The sequence below is a fragment of the Mycolicibacterium sp. MU0050 genome (assembly GCF_963378085.1).
Taxonomy (GTDB): Bacteria; Actinomycetota; Actinomycetes; order Mycobacteriales; family Mycobacteriaceae; genus Mycobacterium; species Mycobacterium wendilense.
This window is the reverse complement of sequence record NZ_OY726395.1, coordinates 2,849,403-2,863,027: the sequence shown is the minus strand read 5'-3', so window position 1 is coordinate 2,863,027 and position 13,625 is coordinate 2,849,403. Positions and strand designations below refer to the sequence as shown.

General features: G+C 68.1%; 11 protein-coding genes and 1 pseudogene. 7 read left to right on the top strand and 5 right to left on the bottom strand.

Annotated features, from left to right (window positions below; all coding sequences use genetic code 11):
- Positions 1-206 precede the first annotated feature (206 nt).
- Positions 207-590: a hypothetical protein gene (locus tag R2K23_RS13400; RefSeq protein WP_396891957.1), complete on the top strand. Its 384-nt coding sequence runs from the start codon at positions 207-209 to the stop codon at positions 588-590.
- On the opposite strand, the gene helR is transcribed toward R2K23_RS13400, so the two are convergent.
- Genes helR through R2K23_RS13385 form a run of 3 tightly spaced genes read right to left on the bottom strand, consistent with a single transcriptional unit; the run spans position 572 to position 3,560 of the window.
- Positions 572-2,782 carry an RNA polymerase recycling motor ATPase HelR gene (helR, locus tag R2K23_RS13395; protein ID WP_316510090.1) on the bottom strand — a complete coding sequence of 737 codons (2,211 nt, stop codon included), beginning with the start codon at positions 2,780-2,782 and terminating at the stop codon, positions 572-574. The two genes, R2K23_RS13400 and helR, sit on opposite strands and share 19 nt — an antisense overlap.
- A gap of 50 nt (positions 2,783-2,832) precedes the next feature.
- The gene (locus R2K23_RS13390) at positions 2,833-3,108 is read right to left on the bottom strand and encodes a hypothetical protein (protein ID WP_316510089.1); all 276 of its coding nucleotides are present in this window, start codon (positions 3,106-3,108) and stop codon (positions 2,833-2,835) included.
- Between the two features lie 17 nt (positions 3,109-3,125).
- The gene (locus R2K23_RS13385) at positions 3,126-3,560 is read right to left on the bottom strand and encodes a nuclear transport factor 2 family protein (RefSeq protein WP_316510088.1); all 435 of its coding nucleotides are present in this window, start codon (positions 3,558-3,560) and stop codon (positions 3,126-3,128) included.
- A 128-nt stretch (positions 3,561-3,688) separates the two neighbouring features.
- Between R2K23_RS13385 and R2K23_RS13380 the strand changes: the two are divergent.
- Positions 3,689-3,859 (top strand): annotated as a pseudogene (locus R2K23_RS13380) (nitroreductase/quinone reductase family protein); the annotation flags it as partial.
- A gap of 76 nt (positions 3,860-3,935) precedes the next feature.
- On the opposite strand, the gene R2K23_RS13375 reads toward R2K23_RS13380, so the two are convergent.
- On the bottom strand, positions 3,936-5,177 hold the full coding sequence (locus R2K23_RS13375) for a PucR family transcriptional regulator (protein WP_316510087.1): 1,242 nt from the start codon (positions 5,175-5,177) through the stop codon (positions 3,936-3,938).
- A 224-nt stretch (positions 5,178-5,401) separates the two neighbouring features.
- Here R2K23_RS13375 and R2K23_RS13370 point away from each other — a divergent pair, with 224 nt between their 5' ends.
- Genes R2K23_RS13370 through R2K23_RS13350 form a run of 5 tightly spaced genes read left to right on the top strand, consistent with a single transcriptional unit; the run spans position 5,402 to position 12,618 of the window.
- Complete coding sequence (locus R2K23_RS13370; protein WP_316510086.1) at positions 5,402-7,243, top strand: hydantoinase/oxoprolinase family protein; 1,842 nt, start codon at positions 5,402-5,404, stop codon at positions 7,241-7,243.
- Positions 7,240-7,602 carry an acetone carboxylase subunit gamma gene (locus R2K23_RS13365; RefSeq protein ID WP_316510085.1) on the top strand — a complete coding sequence of 121 codons (363 nt, stop codon included), beginning with the start codon at positions 7,240-7,242 and terminating at the stop codon, positions 7,600-7,602. Before R2K23_RS13370 ends, R2K23_RS13365 begins: the two co-directional genes overlap by 4 nt.
- A gap of 8 nt (positions 7,603-7,610) precedes the next feature.
- Positions 7,611-9,746 carry a hydantoinase/oxoprolinase family protein gene (locus R2K23_RS13360; RefSeq protein WP_316510084.1) on the top strand — a complete coding sequence of 712 codons (2,136 nt, stop codon included), beginning with the start codon at positions 7,611-7,613 and terminating at the stop codon, positions 9,744-9,746.
- Complete coding sequence (locus R2K23_RS13355; protein WP_316510083.1) at positions 9,743-11,848, top strand: hydantoinase B/oxoprolinase family protein; 2,106 nt, start codon at positions 9,743-9,745, stop codon at positions 11,846-11,848. The genes R2K23_RS13360 and R2K23_RS13355 overlap by 4 nt, the downstream gene beginning before the upstream one ends.
- A complete protein-coding gene (locus R2K23_RS13350) occupies positions 11,845-12,618 on the top strand; it encodes a uroporphyrinogen decarboxylase/cobalamine-independent methonine synthase family protein (RefSeq protein ID WP_316510082.1) in 774 nt (257 codons plus the stop codon). The genes R2K23_RS13355 and R2K23_RS13350 overlap by 4 nt, the downstream gene beginning before the upstream one ends.
- 33 nt (positions 12,619-12,651) lie before the next feature.
- Here R2K23_RS13350 and R2K23_RS13345 read toward each other — a convergent pair whose 3' ends face one another.
- Positions 12,652-13,617, bottom strand: coding sequence for a helix-turn-helix domain-containing protein (locus tag R2K23_RS13345; RefSeq protein ID WP_316510080.1), 966 nt, complete (start codon positions 13,615-13,617; stop codon positions 12,652-12,654).
- Positions 13,618-13,625: the final 8 nt, after the last annotated feature.

Here is a 13,625-nt window from a genome sequence, read left to right as displayed (position 1 = left end):
GGACCGGACGTTATGGCTCCCGTGTTTCTTCGAAATATCTGTGTGTCACGAACGTATTAACGAACCCTTGGTGCGCCGTTCACCGACCGGTGAGGTCGGCAATCGGCCCGGAGAAAACGAGCTTCGAAGTCGGCTGTAACGATGCGGTAGCGTCGAAAGATATGACGAACATGGGAACAGCGACACGGAGAATCGGCGCGGCTGTCATGGCGGCGTCGGCAGCATTTGCGGTTACGCATGGCACGGCGGTGGCCGAGCCGACCGGGCAGCAGGTTCGGTACACGCTCACCGCGGCGGCCCCCTACGACTTTGACCTGTTCTATCTGACGACGCAGCCGCCGAGCATGGAGGCCTTCAACGCGGACGCGTACGCCTTCGCGAAGCGGGAGAAGGTGCACGTGGCACCGGGCGCGCCGTGGGTCTTCGAGACGACGCTCGCCGACCCGCAGTGGGCGATCCTGCAGGTGAGCAGCACCACCCGCGGTGGTGTGGGAGCCCCCGGCGCGCACTGCGACATCGCCGTGAACGGCGAGGTGCTCAGCCAGCACGACGATCCCTACAACGTGCGGTGTCAGCTGTCCAAGTGGTGAGTGCGCAGGCCCGTGAGGGCCGCGGGCAACCGACCGCGGTGTAGCACGCCGAGACGCTGCGTGGCGCGGGTGAGCGCCACGTAGAGCTCGGCCGCACCGCGGGGTCCGTCGGCGAGGATCCGCTCCGGTTCCACCACCAGGACGGCGTCGAACTCCAGGCCCTTGATGTCCGCTGGTGCCACCGCGCCCGGCACGTCGGGCGGTCCGATGACGACGCTGGTGCCCTCTCGCTCGGACTCGGCCGCGACGAACGCCTCGATGGCCGCCGTCATCTCGTCGTCGTCGGCGACCTGTCGTGACCACGGCGGGACCCCGGTCGACCGGACCGACTCCGGGGGCCGGACCGTCGGCGCGAACTCGGCGAGCACGGCCGCGGCGACGGCCATGATCTCCGCCGGCGTGCGGTAGTTGACCGTCAGCGGCCGGTACTCCCAGCGACCGGGCACGTAGCGGTCGAGCATCCCCGCCCACGACGTGGCGCCGGCGGCCGCGCGCCGCTGGGCCAGATCGCCCACCACGGTGAACGAGCGGCCCGGGCAGTGGCGCATCAGGACCCGCCAGTCCATCTCGGAGAGTTCCTGGGCCTCGTCCACCACCACGTGGCGGTAGGTCCAGTCGCGGTCGGCGGCGGCCCGCTCGGCCAGGTCCCGGGTGTCGCGTTCGGAGAATCGCTCGGCGAGGTCCTCGGCGCCGATGACGTCCTGCGCCATCAGGCGATCCTCGTCGTCCATCAGATCCTCGCGGTCGATCATCAGGTCCAGCACGCCCGCGGCGTAGGCGGCCTCCTCCCGCCGTTCGGCCTCGGCGGCCCGTTCGGCCTGCTCGGCCTCCTTGTCCCGGCCCAGCAGGTCGACCAGCTCGTCGAGCAGCGGCACATCCGAGACCGTCCAGGCCTCGCCGTCGGCGCGCCACAGCGACGGGTCGGCGCCCGCGGTGCGCAGCCGCTCCTGCGAGGTGTACAGCGTGGCCAGCAGGGACTGCGGGGTCAGCGTCGGCCAGAGCTGGTCGAGCGCGGCCGCGAAGCCGGCGTGCTCGTCGAGTTCGTCGAGCAACTCCGCGCGCAGATGCTCCCAGGCGGCCTTGTCGTCGCGGGTCAGCCAGCCGCGGCCGATCCTGGCGATGGCGCGCTCGGTGAGCACCCAGGTCACGACGTCGATGAACACGGCCCGGGCCTCGTTGTGCGGCAGTTCGCTGGCGCGGGCCTCCTCGATGGCCCACTGCGCGGTCTCGGCGTCGATGCGCACCGCGACGTCGGCGAGCTCGATGGGCAGCGGCTCGGCCGGCACCCGCTGGTGATCGGCGATCGCCGCGGCGAGCACGTCCAGCATCTTCAGCGAGCCCTTGTGCCGGGCGGCCTCCGGGCCGTCCTCGGCCGTCACCCGCAGACCGGGGACCAGGTCACCCGGCGTCATGAACACCACGTTGGTTTCGCCGAGCGACGGCAGCACCCGGCCGACATGGTCCAGGAACGCGGGATTGGGGCCGATCAGCAGCACGCCGTGGCGTTCCATGCGTTCCCGCTGGGTGTAGAGCAGGTACGCGACGCGGTGCAACGCCACCACGGTCTTGCCGGTGCCGGGGCCGCCTTCGATCACCAGCACCCCGGGGTGCTCGAGCCGGATGATCTCGTCCTGCTCGGCCTGGATGGTCGCGACGATGTCCCGCATGCCCTCGCCGCGCGGGGCGTTGACGGCGGCCAGCAGGGCGGCCTCGCCGCCGGCGCCCTCGCTGCCGTCGGGCCGGCCGAGGATCTCGTCGGTGTAGTCGAGGATGCGCCGGCCGCGGGTGTGGAACTGGCGCCGGCGCCGCATGCCCTCCGGGTTTGCCGCGGTGGCGACGTAGAACGCGCGCGCCGCCGGCGCCCGCCAGTCCAGCAGCAGCGGCTCGTAGGAGTTCTCGTCGTCGAACAGGCCGAGGCGGCCGATGTAGCGACGTTCCCCGGCCTCGGTGTCCAACCGGCCGAAGCACAGCCCGTCGTCCGCCACATCGAGGCGTTGGATGCGCTGGATCATCGATCGCACCTCGGCGTCGCGCTGCACCAGCGTGCCGCCGTCCTGGGCGTCGATCGGGGCGCGCAGCGCCTCCCGATGCCGCCGCTTGGCGCGGGCGCGCTCCTCGTCGAGGCGGGCGTAGAGGTCGGCGACGTAACCGCGCTCGCGGCACAGTTCGTCGTCATATCCCTGGATGTTCATGTGCTCCTTTGTGCGCGGATGCCGCTGCGCTGCCGGAGCGCGTCGTCGTCCTATTGTCCCTCGGCGATCATCGACCGGCCGGGGTGTGCGCGGTGCCCGGCCGCGATCGCGGTGTCCCAGTCGTCGCCGTCGAACAGCCCGGTCTGCTCGCCGAGCCAGTGCGCTCGCAACTTCGCCGGCGTGGCCGCCAGCTGGGCGCGCGCCTTCGGCCGGTCGCCGTCGCCGAGCGCGCGGCTGGCCGAGCCGCCGTGGTGGAACACCGGCATGTGCCCGGCGATGTCGTCGCGCAGCAGCGGGATGTCCCGGCATCCACCGTACTGACACACGGCGCGGGCGCCGCGCCTCAGTTCTGTTCGATCTGACCGAACTTCATGGCATCCATGTTCCAGTAGCCGCGCAGGTTGGTCAGCTTGCCGGCGTCGTTCACCCGGTAGGTGAAGATCCCGCGGACATCGCTGGTCACGCCGCCCTCGAACTCGAAGTGCAGATTGAGGATGTGGGCGATCTCCTGCGGGGAGCTCGACGGGAACGTCTCCTCGCAGGTGATCCGGCGGGCCGTGGCCCGGGCGATGGTGTTGTCGTAGAACTCGTACACCTTCTCCTTGCCGCGCACGCCGGTGCCGTCGGCGTTGGTGGGCGCCTGGCCGATGGGGTCCTCGATCAGGACGTCGTCGGCCATCAGGGCCAGCCACGCCTCGCGGTCGTTGGCGTGGACCGCCGCCCAGGATGCCTGGGACGCCGCCAGTGCGGGGGAGATATCGGTGCTGGTGTCGGTCATGGCCGCCACTTTAGTGTCACCGGCCGGCACCAGGTCAGGATCGTCCGCGTTTGACCTCGTTGAACGGTATGCCGCGGTCCGCTGCGGGTTCGCGCGGGAAGCCCAGCAGGCGTTCGCCGATCACGTTGCGCGCGCATGTAGAGGTGGGGACCGAGGCCTACGACGCGACGGCCCGGGAACTGCCCGCCGACGAGCGGGACGCGGCCTACCCCAAGAGCATCGAGCGGGCCCCGGTGTTCGCCGAATACCAGGCCAAGACCAGCCGGACGATCCCGTTGTTCGAGCTGGTCCGCGCTTAACTTCTCTGCGCCGAAACGGCATTCCAGCAGGGGTTGACTCGCACTTTCGCTGCTGGAATGCCGTTTCGGCGGAGATTTACAGGACTCGGACCAGAGGCGCGAGTTCGACCGCCATCCGCAGGTTGAGGCTGCTCGGGGACACCGGCCGACCGAGGCATTCTTCGATTCGCTCCAGTCGCTTGATCACCGTGTTCGGATGCAGATACATCCGGCGTGCCGTCCGGGTCGGGCTGGCCAGCTCGTCAAGGTACACACCCAGTGTTTCCAGTAGCCGCGACGCGGCCTCATCCTCGGCGAAGAGTCGCCCGAGCTCCCGTTCGACCAGGGCTCTGGCGGCGGCGAGATCTCGGGTGGCCAGGGCGAGATGGGCCACGTCTTCGAAAAGCACGACGCCGGTGCGCCGTTCGGCCTGCGCGATCCGGTGGCACTCCAGGGCTTCGGCGCGACTTTGGCGAAAGCCGGTCAGACCCTCATGCGGAGCGCCCAGGCATAGTACGACCGAGTCGGGGACCGGTAGCTCCTTCACCGCGGTGAACCAGTTGTCCCGCAGCGCGCTGAACCAGCCGTAGCACCCTTCGGGTCCACGCAGCGCCAGATGGTGGCGCGCGCCGAGCCGCCCGCCCAGATGCGACAACGTGGTGTCCAGTCGGTCGGCCAGGTCATGGTCGTCGAAGGTTGCCACGTAAGCGATTTGAGTGGTGTTGAACTCGTGGCGCAACAGCAGTTCGGCCTCGCCCTGCTCGACCTCGCCGGCCAGCACCCTGGTGATCATGTCGTGTCGGGCGGCGGCGTTGCGCATCTGGTGCAGCGATCGGGCGGCCTCGTAGGCCCGAGCGGTTTGGGTTGTCACCGAATGGAAGTACTGGAACAGTCGCGCCGATGCGAACTCGAGTAGCTCGGCGTGGTCGTGTGGCGGTATCCGTCGGGGCGCACTGCGCAGCGAGGTGAGTAGTTGCTTCCACAGATTGGCGTGAATCTTCTCGAAGGAGCGCAGCAGGACCGGCAGCGGCGGTGTTTCGTCACGAGCGAGGCGTCGCGTGTAGTCGTCGAAGATCGCCGGCAGGATCACCTGACTCATCTCGCCGGACTGGCTCAGCACGTGGTGCAGTGTGCCCAAGTGCGCGCCGATGGCTTCGCGGACGTGGACCTCGGGCCGTTGCGGGGCGAATGCGAGTTCGGGCAGTTCACCGAGCACTTCGGCGGTCAGCTGATCGAGGATGCTGTCGTATTCGTCGCTCAGCCAGTCAAACAGCCACATCCACGGCTGGGGCCCGGCGCCGTCGTGATCTGACCTCGGGGTGATGACAGGCGTACTCATGGCCCGAGGCTAGACAGCCGGAGGCCCTCACCGCTTTCCACTGGGCGCACGGAACCGATGCCGCAGCGCACGGCTGACGAGCCGCAGTGCCGGCCAGGGCAGCCGTTGGTTGCTGCCACTACCCGAGTGTGGCCGGGCGCGACATTGTCGGCGTCCGGGCATGCCAGCAGGGTTGATGTCAAGACATCGCAAGATCGACCAACGGGATCCACGAAAGGATCGCAGTGGCAGGAACGACAATCAGCATCGACACCGGCGGGACGTTCACCGACGGATTCGTCGTCCACAACGCTCGAGCGCACTCCGTGAAGACGCTGACCACCCCGCACGACCTCCTGGTCTGTTTTCGGGCCGTGTTGGAAGCGGCCGCCGATTCGATCGGTGTCAGCGTTTCGGAACTGCTGGAGAGCACCGATGTGGTCCGGTATGCGACCACCGTCGGCACCAATCAGGTCGTCGAACGCACCGGACCCCGCCTCGGCCTGTTGAGCGCCGAACCTGCGGGCGAAGCCGCGGGTGTCGGTGTCTTCATCGATCCGGAGATGGTTTCCGAGCTGGCCGAGGGCGATGATGCCGCGGCACAGTCACTTTCGAAGATCAGGGATCTGCTGCACCGTGGGGCGCGCGGCCTGGTGCTGGCCGCCGGCCCCGGTGACGACGGTTCCGTCGTCGCGGCGGTGTCCGAGACGTTCCTGGACAACTACCCGCGGCACTGCCTGGACACAGTGCCATTGCTGACGGCCGGCGCGGTGGTACCGGATGCCGATGTGAGTCGACGTACCGCGACCGCGTTGTTCAACGCTTATGTGCACCCGTCCGCCGCCGACTTCCTCTACCGCGCCGAGGATCACCTGCGGTCACTGGGCTACCGCCGACCGCTGCTGATCGTGCACAACGACGGCGGTGCGGCCCGGGTGGCCCGGACGATTGCCGCCAAGACTTACAACTCGGGCCCGATGGCCGGGCTGCTGGGGGCTCGCGAGATCGCCGGCGACTACGGAATCGACACGTTGGTCACGGTCGACATGGGTGGGACGAGTTTGGACGTCGGCATCGTCAGTGACGGTGTGGTGCGGATGCTCGAGCACGGTCTGGTCGCCGGCGTGGAGGTTTCGCTGGCCCTGCCGCAACTGGAACCCTTTGGGGCGGGCGGCGGTTCGATCGCCTGGCTGGATGGCGATGTGCTGCGGGTCGGCCCGCGCAGCGCGGGTGCCCACCCGGGACCGGCCTGCTTCGGCCTCGGCGGTGCCGAACCGACCGTGACCGATGCCGATGCAGTGCTGGGGATCCTACGGCCCGAGGCATTCCTGGGTGGATCAATGCCGCTGGACGTCGAAGCGGCGCACCGCGCCTACCAGCAGCTCGCGGAAGCGCTGGGGCGCAGTGTCACCGAGACGGCCGCGCAGGTGCGGGCTTCCTTGCACCGGGAGACCGGACGGCAACTGGCCGAGCAATTGTCGGCTTGGGGCATCGACCCGGCGGGGGCCACCATGCTGGCGTTCGGCGGCAACGGCCCGACGCATTGCGCGGCGATCGCCGCGGCGGCCGGAATCGGCGACGTCCTGGTGATGCCGTATGCGCCGGTCTTCTCGGCCTACGGAGCTTCCACCGTCGACATCGTGCACCGGCACGAGGCGCCCGCCGGGCAGGCCGGCGAGGACGATACGCGGGCGCGGCTGCAGGCGGCGGTGCTGCGGGACATGCGAGGCGAGGGGTACCGCGCCGAACAGGTGCAGATCGAAGTGTCGTCGAGTACCCGCGACGGCAGCGACTACGTGAGCGTCGAGGGCCGTTATCCGCTGCCCCGGGCGTCCTCGGAGGCGCCGGCCGGGGCCGGGGCCGCCAGTGCTGCCCGCAGCGCCGGCATCTTCTGGGACGGCCATGGTGTGCTGCCGACGGCGATCGTCGAACGGGACGCTTTGCCAACAGGATTCACCCTGACCGGCCCCGCACTGCTCGACGGTGCGGCCTCGACCTGCGTCGTGCCGCCCGACTGGACCTTGACCATCGATGAGCGCGGCGCCGCCCGGTTGCGCCGCATCCACAGCGGGGAGAACCGATCATGAGCGACGCCATCGTGATGACCGAATATCTGGGCATCGATCCCACCGCCCGACAGTGGGTGTGCCTGCCCTGCAAGCACGTCATCGGTCCGGCCGACAGCGACTACAAGCGGGGCCTGCTGCTCTACGACCGTGACCCCCGAGACATCTATCCCGTGGGGCTGCCCGGCGAGCGGGGTTACGCGCCGGATCCGAATTGGTGCCGGATCGTCGAGTACTACTGCCCCAACTGCGCCACCCAGATCGAGACCGAGTACCTGCCGCCCGGCCACCCGCTGACCCGCGACATGGACATCGACGTCGACGCGCTCATCGCCGCCCGGGGTTCCGAACCCGGCGCCGCGGCCGGCGCCGAACGATAGGACAGCACATGGAGATCAACGTCGACATCGGCGGTACCTTCACCGATTGCGTCGTCACCGGCGACGGGTCCGACGGCCCCCGGACGGCCAAGGCGCTCACCACCCACCACGACCTGGCGATCGGCTTCTTCCGGGCGATCGAGGCCATCGCGTCGGCGTGCGGACTTGACGTCGATGCCCTGTTGGCCGACACCGAGACGATTCGCTATGCCACCACGTTGGGCACCAACGCGCTGATCGAACGCAACGGCCCGCGCCTGGGCCTGCTGACGACAGCCGGCCACGAACACACCGTACCGATCGGCCGGTGTCGGCAGTGGGCCGATGGGCTGCCCGCCCAGGTCGCCCGTGACCTGCCGCGGGCTCGGCGTCCGGAACCGCTCGTCGAACCCGAACAGATCGCGGTGCTCACCGAACGGGTCGACGCCTATGGCCGCATCCTCATCCCGCTGCGTGAGGACGAGGTGATCGATCGGGTCCAAGACCTCGTCGACCAAGGCGTGCGCGGATTCGTTGTGTCGCTACTGAACTCGCATGTCAACGCCGAACACGAGCGGCGGGTTCGCGAGATCATCGAAAGCGAGTATCCGTCCACCTACCTCGGTCGCTTCCCGGTCATCCTCACTCACGAGATTGCCCGGCGGTCCGGAGAGTATGCCCGCACCATGACCGCGACGATCAACGCCTACCTGCATCGGTTCACCGCCGACCGGTTGTCGCGGTTGCGCGACGAGCTCCGCAGCCGCGGCTATCGAGGCGAGTTGCTGCTGGTGCACAACAGTGGCGGCATGGGCACGCTGGCTTCGACCGCGCCGATCCACACTGTGCACGCGGGGCCGGTTTCCGGGTTGTACGGGTCGCGGCATGTCGCCGCCGCCCACGGCTTCGACAAGGTGGTGACCACCGACATGGGCGGCACCTCCTTCGACGTCGGCATGGTGGTGGCGGGGTCGGTACGTTTCTACGATTTTCATCCCGTCATCGACCGTTGGCGGGTACAGGTGCCGATGATGGACATTTCGGCGATCGGCGCCGGCGGTGGGTCGATCGCACGGCTGGACCCGGTCGTCGGCATCGTGGTCGGCCCGGAGTCGGCCGGTTCGAACCCCGGGCCCGCCTGCTACGGGCAGGGCGGGACCGAGCCGACGGTCACCGACGCCGACGTGGTCCTCGGCTATCTCGACCCGAAGCACTACCACGGCGGCAAGTTGACGCTCGATGTACGCCGGGCCGAACGCGCGATCGAACGGCGCATCGCCCGGCCGCTGGGGATCTCGGTTTCCGAAGCGGCGCTGCGAATTCGCCGGGTGGTGGACGAGACGATGGGTTCCGAGCTGTTCAAGTTGATCACCACCAAGGGCTATGACCCTCAGGAGTTCACCGTGTTCTCGTTCGGCGGCGGCGGACCGCTGCACGCGTGCGGTTATGCCAGTTCGCTGCGGACCGATCAGGTGGTGGTTCCGCCGCACAGCGAGGTCTTCTCGGCGACCGGCGCGGCAGGGCTGGAGAGGCTGCACATCTACGAGCAATCGGTCTGGCAGGTGTTGTTCAACCCGCTGACCAAGCACATTCTCACCGACTACGCGGTTTTCAACTCCGTCGTCGAGGAGTTCGAGTCCCGCGCGCAACAGGATTTCGGTGGGCAGGGGTTCGCCTCCGACGAGGTGAAGACCACCATCGAACTCGACATGCGCTCCACCGGGCAGCTTTTCGTCATCACCATCGCGTGCCCGGTCAGCAGATTGCGCGGCCCAGCGGATGTGGCGGAGATCATCCGAGCCTATTTCGACGAGTACGGCGACCGGTTCGGCGACCTCGCCCTGACTCGTGAGGTCGGTGTCTCGATCGACGCGGTCCGGTTGCGGGCGTGGATTCCCCGCGAGCCGGAGCAGGCGCGGAAGCGCCTGCCCGGCGTCGCGCCGGCGGACGTCACGGCGGCGTGGACCGGCTCGCGGAGCTGCGTCTGGCGGGACGGACCGGCGCACACCGATGTGTATGCCTATGCCGCGCTGCAGGCCGGACACCGGGTCGACGGCCCGGCCATCGTCGAGGCGGCCGACACCACGATCGTCGTGGAACCCGGCTGGTTCGGGGAGATGGATGAGTACGGCTACTTCCGGATGCGACAGGAGAACCCGCGATGAGCACGATGGACGACACCGAAGCCCAGGAGTTCCTCAGCGACCTGCTGACCAACCAGCCGGTGATGTATGGGCCGGACTTCGACATCACCGCCGAGTACCGGCTACGGGAGCGCACTGCGAGGGAGGACGAGGCCATCGGGTCGATCACCGACCCCACCGACATCACCGTCGGGCTGAGTCGTATCGAGGCGGTACTCGAGTCTGCGATGCAGATGCTCGAGCAGATCTGTGCGGCTCCGGCAGCCAAATACGGCGATCTGATCGTCGGCATCTACACCCGCCAAGGCGAGTTTGCGGTAGCCAGTTCGGGTGGGGTGAACATGTTTTCGGCGACCACTTCGCCGGTACCCAAATTCATCAACCGGTACTGGGCCGACGAGCCCAGCGTCGGTGTCGCCGAGGGTGACATCTTCTACCACAACGACGCCAACTACGGCGGCACCCATAATCCCGACCACACCCTGTTGATCCCGCTGTATTGGCAGGGCGAGCACATCGCGTGGATCGGAGCGATCGTGCACGAGGGAGAAAACGGGGCGGCGCTCGATCCGGGAGGCTTCGCTCTGCGCGCCACCACCACTTACGGTGAAGGGGTGCGGATCCCGCCGATGAAGGTCGGCGAGAACTACACGTTCCGGCGCGACCTGATCAACCTTTTTCAGAATCAGGTACGCGATCCATTGTTGTGGCTCACCGACTTCCGGTCGAAGTTGGCGGCGGCTCGCATGGTCGAACAGCGCATGCAGGACTTCATGGCCGAGCGGTCGGCCGAGTTGCTGATCGCCACGCTGCGTACGGTGCTGGAGTCCACCGAGGCCGAGGTGCGCCGCCGCATCGCCGCCTGGCCGGACGGCATCTACCGCGCCCACCAGTTCGCCGACACGACGCTGCTGGAGGAGCGGCTGTTCAAACTGACCGTCGAGTTGGAAAAACGCGGCGATCAGCTCACGGTGCGCACCCACGGTTCGTCCCCTTCGATCGACCGGGCGCTGAACGCCCAAGCGCATTTCACCCGGGCCATGGTCGGCAACCTGTTCATGAACTTCCTGTTCGCCGACCTGCCCCGCACCGCCGGTTTCGTCTCCGCACTCAATTTCGAGCTGGAACCGGACTCGATCGTCACCGCGGGTGCCGAACAGCCCACCTCGCTGTCGCTGATGACCTTGTTCTGCTTCAGTGCCGCACTGCATTCGGCGGTTACCAAGGCGTTGTTCTCCAACCCGGGCGGTGTCCGGCCGATAGCCCCGTGGTACGCGATGATCCCGACCTTGCAGTACGGCGGGCTCACCCAGCACGACATGTTGACGGCGAATGTGTCCACCGAGATGAATGCGGCCGGCGGCGGCGCGCACCATGACGAGGACGGGGAGCACGCGGCCGGACCGATTTTCGCGCCGGTATCGGATTGGGGTGAGATCGAATGGCGCGAGAGCGAGATCCCGGTGCTCGGACTGTGGCGCCGTCTCCCACCCGACAACCACGGCTTCGGCAAATTCCGCGGCGGTTCGTCGGTGGAGTGGGCCTACATGCTCTATGGCAGCCAGATGTTCGGATTCGGCATCACCAGCATGGGCGGACGGTTCCCGGTGACCGGCGGGATGTTTGGCGGTTACGCAGGCCCGTGCATTCCGTTGACCAGGGTGCGGCCCGACGGCGGGGTGAACGCCGTGCTGGAGTGGTTGGCGGCCGGGGCCGAGGGCCTGACCTACGATGCCCGCAGTTTCGTGCGCGACAAGCCGCTGCCCGGCACCTATGAGATCAGTAACCCGGTCCAACCCGCCGACCCGATCGTCGAGGGGGACATCTGGATTCAGCGAGTCGGCGGTGGCGCCGGCTACGGTGATCCGTTGGAACGCGAACCCGAGGCGGCCCTGAAGGATCTGCGCCGCGGTCTGATCAGTGAGACCGTGGCCCGCGATGTCTACCGGATCGTCTGGGATGACCGGGGCGAGCTCGATGAGCAACGCACCGCTGAGGCGCGCAAGCAGGCCCGCCGCGAGCGACTCGATCGCGGATTGCGCTACGACGATTTCGTCGCGCAGTGGCGTACCGACCAGCCGCCCGCCCACCTCGGGTTCCTGGGGTCGTGGTCCTGGACATGAACGGACCCAATCCGTTCGTTCCGGTCCTCGATGAGGTGGCCGCACGGATCACCCGAACCGCACCCTGCTGGCGGACCGATCCCATGCAGTGGGCCTACTGCCTAAGGGAGGCGGTCGGCCTGGTGGCACCGGATTGGGTGCTGGCCAACTACGACCCCAGCACCGAGGTCGACGCAATCACCGACACGGCGAGCGAGAGCGCCGCGGTGCTCGACGTCGAAGTGGCCGAGTCTCCGATTCTCGTTTCGGCGCTGGAGTTGACCTCTGTTCTGACCAAGCTCTACCCACGACACCCCGTGGCCGCCTCGGTAACCGGCCCGGCGACGCTCAGTTTGCGACTCGCCGAACGGTTTTCGACGCCTTCCGAGCAACTGCCCGATCTGGTCGCCGACGTTGGCGACCTACTCGGCGCGCTGGTGGCCGATTACGTCACCGCCGGTGCGAACCGGATCTTGGTATGGGAGCCGGTAGCGCTGGACGGGGTCTTTCCCGCGGACCGGCTGGATGATCTGGCCGATGCGCACGCGCCGTTGTTGCGACGCCTGGACACCATGGGCGTGCCCGCGGTGTTGTGCGGCGCCGAACGACTGCCCGAACGCGGCTACCGCCATCACGCCGTAGCCGGGCGGGGACTGGCGCCGGCCGCCCGCTTCGGAGCGGAACCATTCCTCGAACTGTGGCAGGAACTCTGCCGCGGCCACGACGGTCCGATCATCACCGACGGGCCGATTCCGGGTGACTGTGACCTGAGCCTGTTGTCTGCTCGCTGACCGGGGCGTCAGCGGTACTCAGGACGGCGCCGGTCAGCCGCCGACCCGGCGAGATTGTTCGCGCAACCGGCTGGGGCTCAGACCGTAGCGTTCCCGAAAAGCCGTACTGAATGCGCTCGGGGTGGCGAAACCCAGCTCGTTGGCCAGGTCGGTGATGGAACTGGGGATGCCGCCCGGAGCGACTACCCGGGCATACGCGGTGCTGAGCCGCTCTTCCTTGATCAGCTTGTTCGTCGTCGTACCGGCATGTTGGAGGGCCAACTGCACCTGCCGCGGTGACCAGCCCAGGGCCGTGGCGATGTGGTGCACCGACAGGTTGCGGTCACCGAGGTGCTTTCGGACGTAGGTCCGCGCGTCGCGCGCCACCTCGACGAGCCGGCCCGGCGCGGCGTCGGTCACCAGGCGTTCCTGCAGGAGGGCGAATAGGTCGGTGAGCCGATCGGCCACCGCGTCGAACTCGTGTGGCGCCAGGACGTCGGATTCTCCCACCAGGCTGGTCAGCAGGGCGCTGACGGACCTGCCGAGCCCGGTACGCAGGTCGATCGGTGTGTGCGGACCGTCGAATTCGTACAACCGGCGGGCCAACGTATCGGAATCCAGGGTCATCGCGAGGACCTCGCAAGCGCGCCCGTGGCTGATCGTCACCGGCCGGCCCATCGAGAACGGGTAGCCCTGTCCCGCCCGGACCACCACGGACGTGTCGTCCTGGATGACGGTCACCGATTTGCTCCGCGGCACCAGGAGGCAGGCGCCGATGGCGCGATCCTTGGCGATGTGCTGCGACGTGCGTCGATAACTGCACCCGTCACTTCGCCAGGACACGTACTGGAATCGTGCGGTCCGCACCCGCACCGCCGACCCGGCCAGCCAGGCCGGTTCGAATCGGCAGTCGAAGTCGGGTTGGTAGTCGGTGAGCAGCTCGGTCCACCGTTCCTGGCCCTCGTGCGGACCCAACCCACTGGTGTTCGCATGTTCGATCTCGACCGTGTTCGTCGCCATTGACCTGC

Bases quoted from the DNA above. Each gene is read 5' to 3' on its own strand.
- R2K23_RS13400 (WP_396891957.1), top strand. From the start codon at position 207: ATGGCGGCGTCGGCAGCATTTGCGGTTACGCATGGCACGGCGGTGGCC.
- helR (WP_316510090.1), bottom strand. From the start codon at position 2,782: ATGAACATCCAGGGATATGACGACGAACTGTGCCGCGAGCGCGGTTAC.
- R2K23_RS13385 (WP_316510088.1), bottom strand. From the start codon at position 3,560: ATGACCGACACCAGCACCGATATCTCCCCCGCACTGGCGGCGTCCCAG.
- R2K23_RS13375 (WP_316510087.1), bottom strand. From the start codon at position 5,177: ATGAGTACGCCTGTCATCACCCCGAGGTCAGATCACGACGGCGCCGGG.
- R2K23_RS13365 (WP_316510085.1), top strand. From the start codon at position 7,240: ATGAGCGACGCCATCGTGATGACCGAATATCTGGGCATCGATCCCACC.
- R2K23_RS13360 (WP_316510084.1), top strand. From the start codon at position 7,611: ATGGAGATCAACGTCGACATCGGCGGTACCTTCACCGATTGCGTCGTC.
- R2K23_RS13355 (WP_316510083.1), top strand. From the start codon at position 9,743: ATGAGCACGATGGACGACACCGAAGCCCAGGAGTTCCTCAGCGACCTG.
- R2K23_RS13350 (WP_316510082.1), top strand. From the start codon at position 11,845: ATGAACGGACCCAATCCGTTCGTTCCGGTCCTCGATGAGGTGGCCGCA.
- R2K23_RS13345 (WP_316510080.1), bottom strand. From the start codon at position 13,617: ATGGCGACGAACACGGTCGAGATCGAACATGCGAACACCAGTGGGTTG.